The organism is Chloroflexaceae bacterium, assembly GCA_025057155.1.
GTDB lineage: Bacteria > Chloroflexota > Chloroflexia > Chloroflexales > Chloroflexaceae > JACAEO01.
Genome location: JANWYD010000010.1, coordinates 141,841 through 155,438 on the forward strand (window position 1 = coordinate 141,841; position 13,598 = coordinate 155,438).

14 protein-coding genes are annotated in these 13,598 nt (G+C 63.2%); 11 read left to right on the top strand and 3 right to left on the bottom strand.

Features of this window, described 5'->3' with window-relative positions; translation table 11 throughout:
- Window positions 1-30: 30 nt before the first annotated feature.
- The 8 genes from sufB to moeB all read left to right on the top strand — a co-directional run bounded on the left by sufB (window position 31) and on the right by moeB (window position 6,476).
- Window positions 31-1,446, top strand: coding sequence for a Fe-S cluster assembly protein SufB (sufB, locus tag NZU74_11165; GenBank protein MCS6881883.1), 1,416 nt, complete (start codon window positions 31-33; stop codon window positions 1,444-1,446).
- A gap of 67 nt (window positions 1,447-1,513) precedes the next feature.
- The gene (locus NZU74_11170; protein MCS6881884.1) at window positions 1,514-1,831 is read left to right on the top strand and encodes a non-heme iron oxygenase ferredoxin subunit; all 318 of its coding nucleotides are present in this window, start codon (window positions 1,514-1,516) and stop codon (window positions 1,829-1,831) included.
- A gap of 75 nt (window positions 1,832-1,906) precedes the next feature.
- A complete protein-coding gene (locus NZU74_11175; GenBank protein ID MCS6881885.1) occupies window positions 1,907-2,758 on the top strand; it encodes a sulfurtransferase in 852 nt (283 codons plus the stop codon).
- A 141-nt stretch (window positions 2,759-2,899) separates the two neighbouring features.
- Window positions 2,900-3,313, top strand: a complete 414-nt coding sequence (locus NZU74_11180; protein MCS6881886.1) for an iron-sulfur cluster assembly scaffold protein — start codon at window positions 2,900-2,902, stop codon at window positions 3,311-3,313.
- On the top strand, window positions 3,310-4,239 hold the full coding sequence (locus NZU74_11185) for a cysteine synthase family protein (GenBank protein ID MCS6881887.1): 930 nt from the start codon (window positions 3,310-3,312) through the stop codon (window positions 4,237-4,239). Before NZU74_11180 ends, NZU74_11185 begins: the two co-directional genes overlap by 4 nt.
- 139 nt (window positions 4,240-4,378) lie before the next feature.
- A complete protein-coding gene (locus tag NZU74_11190; GenBank protein MCS6881888.1) occupies window positions 4,379-4,861 on the top strand; it encodes a M67 family metallopeptidase in 483 nt (160 codons plus the stop codon).
- 182 nt (window positions 4,862-5,043) lie between these two features.
- Window positions 5,044-5,325 carry a MoaD/ThiS family protein gene (locus NZU74_11195; protein ID MCS6881889.1) on the top strand — a complete coding sequence of 94 codons (282 nt, stop codon included), beginning with the start codon at window positions 5,044-5,046 and terminating at the stop codon, window positions 5,323-5,325.
- A complete protein-coding gene (moeB, locus tag NZU74_11200) occupies window positions 5,322-6,476 on the top strand; it encodes a molybdopterin-synthase adenylyltransferase MoeB (GenBank protein MCS6881890.1) in 1,155 nt (384 codons plus the stop codon). Before NZU74_11195 ends, moeB begins: the two co-directional genes overlap by 4 nt.
- A gap of 84 nt (window positions 6,477-6,560) precedes the next feature.
- On the opposite strand, the gene NZU74_11205 is transcribed toward moeB, so the two are convergent.
- Window positions 6,561-8,195, bottom strand: a complete 1,635-nt coding sequence (locus tag NZU74_11205) for a transporter (protein MCS6881891.1) — start codon at window positions 8,193-8,195, stop codon at window positions 6,561-6,563.
- Between the two features lie 277 nt (window positions 8,196-8,472).
- Between NZU74_11205 and NZU74_11210 the strand changes: the two genes are divergently transcribed.
- Window positions 8,473-8,790 (top strand): metal-sulfur cluster assembly factor, encoded by a 318-nt coding sequence (locus NZU74_11210; protein MCS6881892.1) that lies wholly within the window; start codon window positions 8,473-8,475, stop codon window positions 8,788-8,790.
- A 94-nt stretch (window positions 8,791-8,884) separates the two neighbouring features.
- Here NZU74_11210 and NZU74_11215 read toward each other — a convergent pair whose 3' ends face one another.
- Window positions 8,885-9,919: a YvcK family protein gene (locus NZU74_11215; GenBank protein ID MCS6881893.1), complete on the bottom strand. Its 1,035-nt coding sequence runs from the start codon at window positions 9,917-9,919 to the stop codon at window positions 8,885-8,887.
- A 19-nt stretch (window positions 9,920-9,938) separates the two neighbouring features.
- Window positions 9,939-11,258 (bottom strand): glycosyltransferase family 4 protein, encoded by a 1,320-nt coding sequence (locus tag NZU74_11220; GenBank protein ID MCS6881894.1) that lies wholly within the window; start codon window positions 11,256-11,258, stop codon window positions 9,939-9,941.
- A 329-nt stretch (window positions 11,259-11,587) separates the two neighbouring features.
- Between NZU74_11220 and NZU74_11225 the strand changes: the two genes are divergently transcribed.
- Both NZU74_11225 and NZU74_11230 read left to right on the top strand, forming a co-directional pair.
- The gene (locus NZU74_11225) at window positions 11,588-12,241 is read left to right on the top strand and encodes a biotin transporter BioY (protein ID MCS6881895.1); all 654 of its coding nucleotides are present in this window, start codon (window positions 11,588-11,590) and stop codon (window positions 12,239-12,241) included.
- 632 nt (window positions 12,242-12,873) lie between these two features.
- Window positions 12,874-13,563, top strand: a complete 690-nt coding sequence (locus NZU74_11230; protein ID MCS6881896.1) for a response regulator transcription factor — start codon at window positions 12,874-12,876, stop codon at window positions 13,561-13,563.
- The last annotated feature ends 35 nt before the right edge of the window (window positions 13,564-13,598 follow it).

A 13,598-nucleotide genomic window follows, 5' to 3' on the forward strand; every position in this document is an offset into this window, starting at 1 on the left:
GACGCATAACCATTACTGAGGAGGATATGCATGGTTGCCGAGGCGGTCAATCTCCAGTTTGACTATAGCAAGTATGGTTTCCGCAACGAAGAGAACTACCTCTACAAGGCCCCGAAGGGTCTGAATGAGAAGATTGTGCGCGAGCTTTCGGGGATGAAGGGCGAGCCGGAGTGGATGCTGAAGCGCCGGCTGAAGGCCCTGGAGATCTTTAACCAGAAGCCGACTCCGCTCAGCGGCATGTGGGCCAACCCGGAACTGGCCGAGTTGAACTACGACGACATCCACTACTACGTGCGCGCTGGCGAGCGCCCGCAGACCGACTGGGACGCCGTGCCCCAGGAGATCAAGAACACCTTTGAGCGCCTGGGCATTCCCGAGGCCGAGCGCAAGTTCCTGGCCGGCGTGGGGGCGCAGTATGAGTCGGAGGTGGTCTACCACTCGTTGCGCGAAGAGTGGTCAAAACAGGGGGTGATCTTCCTCGACACTGATACGGCGCTCAAGGAGTACCCCGAGCTGTTCAAGCAGTACTTCGGCACGATCGTGCCCGCCGCCGATAACAAGTACGCTGCGCTCAACACCGCGGTCTGGTCGGGCGGATCGTTCGTCTACGTGCCCGCCGGGGTCAAGGTGGATATTCCGCTCCAGGCCTACTTCCGCATCAACGCGGAGAACATGGGCCAGTTCGAGCGCACGCTGATCATCATCGAAGAGGGCGCCGAGGCCCACTACATCGAAGGCTGCACCGCGCCGATCTACTCCACCAACTCGCTGCACTCGGCGGTGGTCGAGGTGATCGTGAAGAAGGGCGGCAAGTTCCGCTATACCACTATTCAGAACTGGGCCAACAACATCTTCAACCTGGTTACCAAGCGCGCCGTGGCCTACGAAGAGGCCAGCATGGAGTGGGTGGACGGCAATATCGGCTCCAAGCTGACGATGAAGTACCCCTCGGTCTACCTGATGGGGCGCAAGGCCCGCGGCGAGGTGTTGAGCGTGGCCTACGCCAGTAAGGGCCAGCACCAGGACGCCGGGGCGAAGATGGTCCACATCGCCCCCGAAACCACTAGTCGCATCACCAATAAGTCGGTGAGCAAGGATGGCGGCAAGACCACCTACCGCGGTCTGGCCAAGGTGGCCCGCGGCGCCTACGGCGCGAAGATCAACGTGAACTGCGACGCGCTCATCCTTGACGAGCGCTCGGCCTCCGACACCATCCCCTTCATCGAGATCGAGGAGGATCGCTGCACCCTGGCCCACGAGGCCACCGTCGGGCGCATCGGCGAGGAGCAGCTCTTCTACCTGATGAGCCGTGGCCTGCCCGAAGCCGATGCGCTCTCGATGATCGTCCTCGGCTTCATGGAGCCGTTCACCCGCGAACTGCCCATGGAGTACGCCGTGGAACTGAACCGCCTCATCCAGATGGAGATGGAGGGGTCGGTCGGGTAAAGAGCTGGCCGGATGACATAGGGTGGGGCAACCTTCAGGGTTGCCCCCCTGGAACCACCAGGCGCTTATGCCAAACATCACCATTGCAACCCTGGCCGATCTTCCCGACGGGACGGGACGGGCCTTCGAGGTCAACGGGCGGCGCATCGCCGTGTTTCGCGTCGCCGATGAGGTGTACGCGATTGACGATACCTGCTCTCACGCCGAGGCGTCCCTCAGCGCGGGCGAGTTCGATCCCGACGAGCTGTGCGTTGAGTGCCCGCTGCACGGCTCGCTATTCGATGTGCGCACCGGCGCTCCTCGCACCCTCCCCGCCTTTGAGCCGGTCGCCGCCTACCGCGCCTTCATCCAGGGCGACGCCATATTTCTTGAGTATCCAGAGTAACAACTTGACTAAACCCGGCGCCGGGGCTACAATGGGTGCATGCCGATAACAGCGTCGAGTGTAAAGGAGCATGCGATGAGCGGCTACGCCCATCCCGAAGTGCTGGTTGATACCGCCTGGGTCGCCGACCACCTGAATGACCCCAGGGTGCGCATCGTCGAGAGCAACGAGGATGTTCTGCTGTACGATACCGGCCATATCCCCGGCGCGGTGAAGCTTGACTGGATGACCGATCTGAACGATCCGGTGGTGCGTGACTATCTGGATGCCGAACGCTTCGCCGAGGTGGTGGCGAGCAAGGGCATTTCCAATGATACTACGGTGGTCTTCTACGGCGATAAGCATAACTGGTGGGCCACCTACGCCTTCTGGGTCTTCAAGCTCTTTGGCCACCAGGACGCGCGTATTCTGAATGGCGGGCGAGCTAAATGGATTATGGAAGGGCGCGAACTGACCCGCGAGGTTCCCTCCTATCCCCGCGGCGTGTACGTTGCGCCGCCTCGCGATGACACCACCATTCGCGCCTTCCGCGACCAGGTGCTGGCCCATATCAAGCGTCCCTCCGGCGTGGCGCTGGTGGACGTGCGCAGCCCGCAGGAGTTCACCGGTGAGCGCACCCATATGCCGGAGTACCCCCAGGAGGGCGCCCTGCGCGGCGGCCACATTCCCACTGCTGTCAACATTCCCTGGGCCCAGGCCGTGCGCGAGGATAGCACCTTCAAGAGCCCCGAGGAGTTGCGCGCGCTCTATGAGGGCAAGGGGATTACGCCCGATAAGGATATCATCGCCTACTGCCGTATCGGCGAGCGGTCCAGCCATACCTGGTTCGTGCTTACCTACCTGCTTGGCTATCCTCAGGTCCGCAACTACGATGGGAGCTGGACCGAGTGGGGCAATGCCGTGGGCCTGCCGATCGAGAAGGGCTAGCGCCAAGGCCCCTATAGGGGCGCTGGCATAGAGTGGCCATTGCGGTTCTGGGCGCCTGCTCGAGCGTCAATCAGACTACGTCCGCGTCCAGATGAGCCGCGGCCAATCCACAATCTCAAATCCAAAATCAAAAATCGCAGTATGGACCGCCAGGCGATCATCGAACGGCTGCTCGATCACTACGAACATCCCCGCTATCACGGCCCATTGGCCGATGCCGACGTGATCGTCCCTGGCGGCATTCCCGACTGTGGCGATCAGGTGACGATCTATCTCAAGGTTGATCCGGGGCGCGAGCGAGTGGCAGCGCTGCGCTTCGAGGGCCAGGGGTGCAGCGTGAGCCAGGCCGCCGCTTCAATTCTGGCCGAGACGCTCCAGGACGCTGCGCTGGCGGCCATCGAGGCCCTTGATGACGCTGCGGTCCTCGATCTGGTCGGCTACGAAGTCGCCCGTGCTCGTCCTCGCTGCGCCACCCTGGCCCTGCACACCCTTCGGGCCGCCGTGCGGGCCTACCGGCGCCGGCAGCGCCAGGCGCCCTTCCAGGAGACGCGATGACCACGGCCCTCGATCTGATCGGTGAGACGCCCCTGCTCCGGCTCACCTGCCTGAACGCCGACCTGCCGCCCGGCGTGGAACTCTACGCCAAGGCGGAGTGGTACAACCTCGGCGGCTCGGTCAAGGATCGCCCGGCGCTGTGGATGATCCGCGACGGCGAACGCCGGGGCCTGCTGCGCCCCGGGATGCGCATCGCCGATGCCACCAGCGGCAACACCGGCATCGCCTATGCCACTATCGGTGCGGCCCTGGGTTACGGCGTGACCCTGGCGCTGCCGGCCAACGCCAGCCCCGAACGCCAGCGCACCCTGCGCGCCCTCGGTGCCACGCTCATCCTCACCGACCCCGCCGAGGGCATGGACCTGGCAATTGCCACTATTCGCCAGCTCGTAGCACGCGAGCCTGAACGCTACTTCTATCCCGACCAGTACAGCAATCCCGCCAATCCCCAGGCGCACTACGAGACTACCGGGCCGGAGATCTGGCGTCAGACTGGCGGCCGGGTGACCCACTTCGTCGCCGCTCTGGGCACCAGCGGCACCTTCATGGGCGTCACCCGGCGCCTGCGCGAGCTGAACCCCGCCCTGCAGGCTATCGCCGTGCAGCCCGATAGTCCCTACCACGCCCTGGAGGGAGTGAAGCACATGGCTTCGACGCGCCTCGTTCCGGCGATCTACGACCCGGGGACGCCCGACGCCATTCTGGAGGTGAGCAGCGAGGCCGCCTTTGCTATGGCCCGGCGCCTGGCTCGCGAGGAGGGGCTGCTGGTCGGCATCTCGGCGGCCGCCAATGTCACCGCCGCGCTACAGGTGGCCCGCGACCTGCGCTCCGGCGTGGTGGTGACCATCCTCTGCGACAGCGCCAATCGCTACCTTAGCGAACGCTTCTGGGAGGAGCCGGGCTTCGAGCAGGGCAGCGGGATCTAATGCCATTTTGGATTGTGGATTGTGGATTTTGGATTGCTGAATATGGCTTCCCAGTGAAATCAGGCGATCACATGCATGCACCGTATTGAGTATTGAGAGTGACCTGCTCGCCCAGACTCTCCATATGCTGGAACCGGGAATGACACGCCCTATCCTCACCCTTTCACCCGCCGTCGCGGCGGCGATCGCGGCCCACGCCGAGGCAACTTACCCCGACGAGTGCGTCGGCTTGCTGCTGGGGCGCCTGGAGGGCGCCGCGAAGCTGGCTCTCGAAGCCTTTCCGGTGGAGAACCGCTGGAGTGGTCAGGTGCAGCTCAGCTCGAGCGATGATCCCACCTCGCGGCGCGATCGCTTCTACCTCGACCCCCGCGACTATCTGCGCGCCGACCGCGCGGCGACGGCGCGGGGCCTCGAAATCGTCGGCTGTTACCATTCCCACCCCGACGCGCCCGCCACCCCCTCCGAGCGCGATCGCGTCGGCGCGCAGGCCATTGGCGGCTCGACGTTCGCCTTTGTCATTCAAGCCGTGCGCCAGGGCCGCGCCGCCGAGGTGACAAGCTGGCTGCTGGTGGATGCCGGGGCGCGTTTTGAAGCCGAAGAGGTGATTATTGCCGGGATGTGACATAACAACGAGACTTCTCCTGCGAGGGGAGGCTCGGAGGGGCGCAGCCCCTCCGAAGCCCCCTCTGCGGCGCGGCGAAGCTGCGCCGCAAAGGGAACGGTTGCGGGGGCCGCCGGCCCCCGCAATCCCCGTCGAGACGAAGTCTTGTTGTCGATCAAACCAGTAGTAAGGAGTGTTAACCTATGCCCGTAACCATAACCATCCCCACCGCGTTACGCGAGTATGCCGGCGGCAATGCCCAGGTGCAACTGGAAGCTGACACGGTTGGCGCACTGCTGCGCGGCCTGGTCGAACTGCATCCTGCTCTGGGCCGGCACCTCTTCGCCGAGGATGGCCGCTTGCGCAGCTTTGTCAACATCTATGTCGACGATGAGGATATTCGCTTCCTCCAGGGTGAAGAAACCCCCCTCAGCGCCGGTGAGACGGTGTCAATCATTCCTGCCATCGCGGGAGGAGGCCGATGAGCAACGTTTCGCTTTCTAATGAAGAAATTGCCCGCTACAGCCGCCACCTGATTATGCCCGAAGTGGGCATGGAGGGCCAGCGGCGTCTGAAGCAGGGCAGTGTGCTGCTGATTGGCGCCGGCGGCCTGGGGTCGCCGCTGGCTCTCTACCTGGCCGCGGCGGGCGTTGGTCACATCGGGCTGGTTGACTTCGATGTGGTTGATGCGAGCAACCTGCAACGGCAGATCGTCCACGGCACCAGCACCGTCGGCATCGCCAAGACCGAGTCGGCCCGCCGGCGCCTGCTCGACCTCAATCCGCATATCGAGGTCACTGTCTATGAGACGCAGATCACCTCGGCCAACGCCTTTGATCTGCTGCGCCCCTATGACGTCATTGTGGACGGGACCGACAATTTTCCCACCCGCTACCTGACCAACGATGCCTCGGTGCTCCTCGGTAAGCCCAACGTCTACGGCAGCATCTTCCGGTTCGAGGGCCAGGCGACGGTGTTCTCGCCGCAGCATGGCGGGCCATGCTACCGCTGCCTCTACCCCGAACCGCCGCCTCCGGGTCTGGTGCCTTCCTGCGCCGAGGGAGGCGTGCTGGGAGTGCTGCCGGGCGTAATCGGGACGATTCAGGCGACGGAGACGATCAAGTTGCTCACCGGCATCGGCGAGCCGTTGATCGGGCGCTTGCTGCTCTACGATGCTCTGAGCATGCACTTCCGCGAACTGAAACTGCGGCGCAATCCGAACTGCCCGGTCTGCGGCGAGAATCCCACCGTCACCGCCCTGATTGACTACGAGCAGTTCTGCGGCATCACCCGCGAAGCGCCTTCAATTGGCGGCCAGTATGTGATTACGCCGCTCGAACTGGCCGGCTGGCTCCAGCGCGACGATCGGCCCTTCCTCCTCGATGTGCGCAATCCTTACGAGGTGGCCATTGCCAGCATCCCCGGCACCGACAAACTCATCCCCATTGACCAGTTGCCGGAGCGCATCTACGAACTCGACAGCGCCCGCGAGATCGTGGTCTACTGCCGCAGTGGCGTGCGTAGCTGGCGCGCGGTCGAACTGCTCAAACAGGCCGGCTTCCGTAAGGTCAAGAACCTTGAGGGCGGCATCCTCCGCTGGAGTGATGAGGTGGACCCGACAGTGGCAAAGTATTAGAGACCGGAGAAATTAAGGTGGGGCCAACCCTCAGGGTTGGCCCCTCAGGGCAACCCGACTGCCCTCTTGTTTTTCCCTGTTTCCTCACCGTAATAGCGCCACCAGCCCCTGGGCCAGAATGATCTTGGCGATGGTCGCCAGCGGATACACCGTGGCGTAGCCGATATTTGGCATATCATTGCGGGTCTGTTCCGCAGCGAAGGCCAGCGCCGCCGGCTGGGTCTGCATTCCCGCCAGCAGGCCAATGCACAGCCCCAGCGGGATCTTGAGCAGGCGGTACCCGACGAAGAGCAGCGTCACGGCGGAGATGGCGGTAATCAGGGCCCCGGCGACGAAGATCGCCAGACCTCCCCCCTCTGCCAGCGTGCTCACGAAACTGTAGCCCGAGCGTAGCCCCACCCCTGCCAGAAAGAGCGTCAACCCGACCTGGCGCAGGGTCAGGTTGGCGCTGTAGGGCAGGCTCCAGACGATGGGCCCGCTGCGCTCCAGCCAGCCGAGGATCAGCGCAACGATCAGCGGCCCGCCGGCGAAGCCCAGGGTAAACGCGCCGCCTCCGGGCAGCGGAAAGGGGATCATGCCTGCCAGCAGGCCCATGGTCATCCCCAGGCCCAGCGAGACGACGTCAATCTCGGAGAGACGCTGGTAGGAGTCGCCGAAGTACTTGCTGACGTTGTCCAGGTTTTCGCGCCGGGTCACCACCCGCACCCTGTCGCCGAGTTCGAGCACTGTGTCGCCGTGGGGCAGAATATCCACATCACCGCGCCGCACGCGGGTGATAATCGCCCCCTGGGTGCGTGGCAGGTCAAGATCGCGCAACCGTTTGCCCGCCACCTCCGGATTTGACACGAAGACACGCCGAAAATCCAGCGTGTGACGGTCCAGCTCCAGCCCTTCGGGGGCCGGTTCGCCCAGGACCGTCACCACGCGCTCAACCTCTTCGGGCGCGCCGATGACGCTCACCAGATCGTTGAGCCGGAGATAGGCGTCGCTGGTGGCGAGGCTCGCGTGCCCATCGTGTTGCAGACGACTGAACACCACGTCCCAGCGATAGGTGCGTACCAGTTCGCCAAGGTTCCGGCCATCCATGTCAGGTCGAGTTACGCGCACGGTGCGGTTAACCAGGTTTTCGACTCCCAGGCGCAGCTCGGGCGAGGAGCGCGCCTCGGCGGCGTAGTCAACGCGCCACAGCCGCTGAAAGACATGGATCGCCAGGATCACCCCCAGCACACCCATAGGGTACGTGACCGAGTATCCGACGACCGGCCCGGCGAGGGCGGCATCGTTCTGCTCGGCGCTGCGCTTAAGCTGTTCGATGACACTGGCCAGGGCCGGGGTGTTGGTCAGGCTGCCAGCGAACATCCCCGCGGTAATCGGCGGGCCTGTGCCGATCACCAGATGCGCCGCGACGGTCAGCGCCGTGGCGAAGAGCAACACCCCCAGCACCAGCAGGTTATCGCGGAGTCCCCTGCGTTGCAGCGAGGCAAAAAAGCCGGGGCCGCTGCTTAATCCGATCGTATAGACAAACAGCACCAGGCCGAGTTGGTAGATAATGTCGGGGAGTTGCACGTTCGGGTCGAGGGCCCCAAAGGCCAGACCCACGAAGAGCACGGCGGCGACGCCGAGACTCACTCCCCCGATCTGCACACGGCCCAGCACATAGCCGATGGCCGATACCACGAAGAGCAGCAGAAGAGGATTGTTGATCAGCAGGTTTATCATGGCTCAATCCAGGAGCAGACGCAAGTTCCCGGGAGGGCGGCGCCTGCCCGGCTCCTCTCACAGGCAGGAGCGCAAAGACAGCGGGTTTCCCGACGCCTTTCCCTTGAAGCCGCGCGGCTGAAAGAGGCATCGCCCCGCGGAGCTATGGTATCATAGCGGTATACTTGATAACGCAACCAGTGTGGCCGAAAGGGGCCGAAGAGGGGCGGCGGGCCGCGCCCGGATGAACCTGTTCGGTGTCAACCCCGGTCACGCCTGATAGAAATCGAGGAAGACGATGGTCACCGAAGAAATGGTGCGCGCCGCGCTCAAGAATGTCGTCGATCCTGAGATCGGGCTGGATATTGTCAACCTGGGGCTGGTCTACCGCATTGATGTGCTGGAGGAAGGCCGTGTGGTGGATATTGACATGACCCTGACCACGCCGGCCTGTCCCGCCGGGCCGCAGATCCTCGACCAGGCCCGACGCGAGGTGCTGGCCTTGCAAGAGGTGTTCAAGAATCTCGAAGACGTGCGCATCAACCTGGTATGGACGCCCTTCTGGAACCCCAGCCTGATGAGCGACGAGGCGCGCGAGGAGCTGGGGTTTTTCTAGGCTCTCTCACCTGAACGTGGGCGGCTGGAGGTGGGTGGGGAAACCTGGGTTTCCCCACTCCCACACCTCCACACCTCCACACCCCCTCACCCCCTCACATCCCCTCCCGATCCAGGGCTATCTTCCACAGCGCCAGGCCGATCAGGGTAGGGTCATGGCGGATTGTGTCCTGTTTGTTCCAGAGGGTGCGTTTCCCTTCCCTGGCTTCGGCCAGATTACGCACCAGCGGTCGCACGCCAAGGCGGCTGATCTGCTCCAGATCGGCTTCGGTAGGTTCGAGCACGTGCAACCCCTCGGCGGCGTACTCGGCGATGATCTCCGGATCGAGCTGGTCGCTACGGTTGATCAGGGCAATATCAACCACACCCGAACCGAGCAGCTTGACCAGATGGCGCACATGATCGGCGACGGAGAATCCGTCGGTCTGGCCGGGCTGGGTGGTAGTATTGCAGATGAAAACCACCGTGGCACGGGTGTCACGGAGGGCCTCGCCAACGTGATCGAAGAGCAGGGTCGCCAGCACCGAGGTAAAGAAGCTGCCGGGGCCAATCGTCACCACATCGGCCTGGAGGATGGCCTGGATGACAGCGGGGTTGGCAGGGGCCCGGGGCGTACTGAGGTAGAGCCGGCTGATCGGCGCCTTGTTGAGGGCCCGCACGGCCAGTTCGTTCTCGGCCACGGTGCCGTCCTCAAGCTCGGCGCAGAGGTGGGTATTGACCGTGGAGATCGGCAGAATTCGGGCGGTGCAATCGAGCATCAGGCTGGCCGCCTCGATCGCCTCGGCGAAGTCTCCGATCATCTGTGTCAGGGCAGCGATCAGCAGGTTGCCGAAGGCCATCCCATCGAGCACGGGCACAGCAGGCGAACGCAGGCGGTGCTGCATCAGGCGGGCGAGCAGCGAGTCGGGATCGCGGGCGAGAGTCGCCAGAGTGTTGCGAACGTCGCCGGGGGCGGGCATACTGGCAATCGCGCGGGCAGTGCCGGTGCTGCGACCGGTATCGGTTACGGCAATCGCCGCCGTGAGGCCGCCGAAGTAGGGCCGCGCTCCCAGCAGCACCTGACTGACGCCGCCGCCGCCCCCGATGGCGACAAGTCTGAGCGTGGAAGCGGGTGTGTCGCTGAGGTTCATAGGTTTCTCGTTTGTGCGTCTATCGCTCAATCACACGGCCGGTCGCACTTCTGGCGCTTATCGCCAGCAGTTCCTGGTACAACTCAAGCGTCTGACGGGCAACCACTGGCCAGGCAAAGGTCGAGCGCACGATGCGCGCGCTCTCCTCGCCCCAGGCGGGCCAGCGGGCGCGCGCCCGGAGGGCCAGGCGCAACTTCGCCGCCAGGTCCTCCACGTCGCCGGGGCGCGCCAGATAGCCGTTGCGCCCATCGAAGACCTTGTCAGGAATGCCGCCGCTGGCCGAGGCCACCAGCGGCTTGCGGTGAATCATCCCCTCCAACGTCACCAGACTGGAGCCTTCATACAGCGTCGGGTGGATAACCAGATCCACCTCTTCGTAGAGGCTGTGCAACTCCACATCGTCGAGGCGCCCGACGAAAACAATGTGGTCGGCGATCCCGGCCTGTCGCGCCTGGCGCTCCAGCACTGCTCGCTCCTTGCCGTTGCCGACCAGCAGCCAGCGCCAGCTTGGCGGCAGTTCGGCCCGCAGGCGGGCGAGCGCCGCGATCAGCACGTGAAACCCCTTGTTGCGCTCCAACCGTCCCACGCTGAGCAGGAGCGGATCAGCCGCGTCAAGGTTCCAGCGCTCGCGCAGCCGAGACCGGATATCTGGCCTGACATACCCCAGACACTCATCCACATCAATCGCCGAGGGGATGACTACGACGCGCCGCGGATCAACGCCGAGGTAGCGCGGCAGATCGTCGCGGGTGCAGGCATCGGTGGCGATGGCCCGATCAGCCTGGCGGTGGCCATAGGCGTAGAGGGCGCGGAAGGGAGCGTAGGCCAGCCACTTGCGCCGGTCGGGGGTGCGAAACTCCTCCATGCCGTGCGGATTGGCGACGAAGGGCAGGGCGCGCAGCAGCGGGTCGCGAGAGCGGATAAAGCCATAGCCGGCCGCGCAGAGACCCTGACTGTGCACCACATCATAGGCCCCCCGGCGGGCGGCGCGAGCGACCACGCAGCCGAGTCGCCAGGAATACCAGGGATAGTTGATCTGGCGACCGGCAATGCCATTAGGCGGCAACCATGGCGAGGTGTAATCGTAGCGCAACTGGATCAGGCCGTGCAACCCCTGCGTCACAGCGCGGGTGGCCTCGTCATCAGCGGTCTGGCGGCGCAGATCAGCCGATTGCACATACAATGTTACCGCGGCCCCCAGGCGTGTCAGATGGGTCGCCAGGTGGAAGACATGGCGCTCGATCCCGCCGTACCCATGCAGCGGAAAGACGACACGGGCCAGCATCGCCACGCGGATCGGACGGCCGTTCAACGAGGAGGCGACCTTCATAGCGTGCATGATACCACATAGCCAGACTGAACATAGGCCCTGCACAGCAGGGTCAGGTCCTTCGCAACGTCCGCCTCCGGCGATGAGGTTCGGGGCGGTGCAGCCGCCCAGAAAGGTCTTTGTCGTCGGTTTTAACGGCATTGCCGTCAAAACCGACGACAAACTGTAGAGTTCGGGAGCTTGCCTCCAGGATAGCATCAGCCCTGCCAGACCTTGGCGGGGCTGTTCCCTGTCCAACCGTAGTGCCATCTCTGCAGTTGCGTCAGCGGCCTGCAACAGACGATACCAGATATGTTACAATCAGCGCTATCCGGCGTAGCAGGAAAGGAGCGGCACCTATGAGCAACAGCGGCATTTCGAGCCCGGGCACTCTTGCGCAGCGACTGGTACCCGCGCAGGGCGCGCTGCAACGGCCCTTCGTCCGCGATGGTCTGCTGGTTCTGGCAGGTTCTCTGCTCATGGCGCTGACAGCGCGGATCAGCATTCCTCTCCCGTTCACCCCGGTGCCCATCACCGGGCAGACTTTCGGCGTGTTGCTGCTTGGAGCGCTCCTGGGCCCGCGCCTCGGCGCGCTGACCATGCTGGTCTATCTGGCCCAGGGCTTGCTGGGGTTGCCGGTGTTCGCCGGGGGGCGCAGCGCCTGGACACCCAGCAGCATTCCCGGCCTTCCGGTCATCGTTGGCCCAACGGCGGGGTACCTGTTCTCCTATCCGATTGCCGCGGCGGTCGTGGGCGCGCTGGCCCATCGTGGCTGGGATCGCCGGGTGCGCACGGCCATTCCAGCGATGCTTCTGGGGAATGTCATCATCCTTGTCCTGGGCTTTCTCTGGTTGGCCGCAATCACGGCTATGTTCCGGGGATCGGTAAACGTCATCACGCTCTTGAATATGGCGGTGATCCCGTTCCTGCCAGGCGATGCAATCAAGATGCTGCTGGCAGCGCTGGCGCTACCGGGGGGGTGGCGCTTGCTTGAGAGTCTGGATCGGCGCTAGTGCTCTCGCGCTTGACCATTCTTGACTGATGAGGGTAAACGGGCGTGCAATGGCGACGCCCATCTCACAACAACATTGCAACGAGGCTGTGAGTAAAGAGGGCGCGGCTGTTTGATCGACAGCCGCGCCCTTGGTCTTGTTGGATATACTGCCTGGCGGGAACTTGCGTTTTCTGCACTTGACAGCCCCTGCGAGTTAAGTTAGTATTTCCATGACCTCAAAATATTCTACCCCGCAACTCTAAGTGACAACCCCGGTCACCAAGCACCGTCGAAGGCTGCTTCTGAAGACAGCCTGCTGGTGCGTCTGATACCGCCAGTCCCCATCGGAACAGGAATAAAGTGCGGCAACAGGAACTGAATCCCATATGCAAATGTGCGAGAGCGCGTCGTTATTATGACGCTGGGCCTCACACAAATTGCTCAGTAGGAGTGCGGGGAACCCGGGTTCCCCGCACTTTTGTCCGGGTAAGCAAGTTTCTCTGTTCTCCTCTTCTCGCAGGTCGCGGCGGCATGGCTTTCAGGCCTGAATGAATGGCGGTCATTTTGACGTTAAATATCGAGGTCGTGTAGCTCACATACGACGCTCAGGAGTTCTGTAACTCAGGATTATGGTCGAATGGCGGGGGGGCCATGCATATTCTGATTGCCAGCAGTGATATCCTGTATTCGCGCATGACCAGGTTCTTGCTCGAAGATGTAGGATATACGGTCCAGCACGAGGTTGACGATCAGGGAATGCGCCAGGCATTCAAGACCGGTCATTTCGACCTCTTGCTCTTAGATGAGCAGTGCCCGGAGGCCGGGGGGTATGTCTTGTGCGGCGAGGCGCGCTCGCTTTACCATACGCCAATTATTTTTCTCTCTCAGGAGCAATCCGTCGTTCAACGTGTTCAGGCGCTGAAGTCGGGCGCTGATGATGTTCTACAGAAGCCCTACAATCCGGCGGAGTTACTCGCGCGTATTGAGGCGATTATGCGTCGGTACGGTAATAATGATCTGCGTCTGCATGTTGGCTACCATCCCATCACGGTCGGCCCGCTGAGTCTCGATCCGGTTCGCCGCCGCGTGGTCATCAATGGTCGCAATGAACAAACCTTGACCGAGCGCGAGTTCCAGTTGCTGTACTATCTGGTGCAAAATGCCAGTTGCGTCCTTAGCACCCAGCAGTTGTTGCAGAAAGTCTGGGGCCTGGAAGATACGACAGACAGTAACCTGGTGCCTGTCTACATTGGGCGGCTGCGCCGCAAGATCGAAGCCGATCCGCTCAAACCCGCCCATATTGTGCGCGTCCGCGATCTGGGCTATACCTTTCGACCATGACAGGGGGCGTCCTCACCATCTGGCCGTGCTTCTGG

Coding starts and splice junctions, on each gene's coding strand:
- sufB (MCS6881883.1), top strand. CDS start 31: ATGGTTGCCGAGGCGGTCAATCTCCAGTTTGACTATAGCAAGTATGGT.
- NZU74_11170 (MCS6881884.1), top strand. CDS start 1,514: ATGCCAAACATCACCATTGCAACCCTGGCCGATCTTCCCGACGGGACG.
- NZU74_11175 (MCS6881885.1), top strand. CDS start 1,907: ATGAGCGGCTACGCCCATCCCGAAGTGCTGGTTGATACCGCCTGGGTC.
- NZU74_11180 (MCS6881886.1), top strand. CDS start 2,900: ATGGACCGCCAGGCGATCATCGAACGGCTGCTCGATCACTACGAACAT.
- NZU74_11185 (MCS6881887.1), top strand. CDS start 3,310: ATGACCACGGCCCTCGATCTGATCGGTGAGACGCCCCTGCTCCGGCTC.
- NZU74_11190 (MCS6881888.1), top strand. CDS start 4,379: ATGACACGCCCTATCCTCACCCTTTCACCCGCCGTCGCGGCGGCGATC.
- NZU74_11195 (MCS6881889.1), top strand. CDS start 5,044: ATGCCCGTAACCATAACCATCCCCACCGCGTTACGCGAGTATGCCGGC.
- moeB (MCS6881890.1), top strand. CDS start 5,322: ATGAGCAACGTTTCGCTTTCTAATGAAGAAATTGCCCGCTACAGCCGC.
- NZU74_11205 (MCS6881891.1), bottom strand. CDS start 8,195: ATGATAAACCTGCTGATCAACAATCCTCTTCTGCTGCTCTTCGTGGTA.
- NZU74_11210 (MCS6881892.1), top strand. CDS start 8,473: ATGGTCACCGAAGAAATGGTGCGCGCCGCGCTCAAGAATGTCGTCGAT.
- NZU74_11215 (MCS6881893.1), bottom strand. CDS start 9,919: ATGAACCTCAGCGACACACCCGCTTCCACGCTCAGACTTGTCGCCATC.
- NZU74_11220 (MCS6881894.1), bottom strand. CDS start 11,258: ATGCACGCTATGAAGGTCGCCTCCTCGTTGAACGGCCGTCCGATCCGC.
- NZU74_11225 (MCS6881895.1), top strand. CDS start 11,588: ATGAGCAACAGCGGCATTTCGAGCCCGGGCACTCTTGCGCAGCGACTG.
- NZU74_11230 (MCS6881896.1), top strand. CDS start 12,874: ATGCATATTCTGATTGCCAGCAGTGATATCCTGTATTCGCGCATGACC.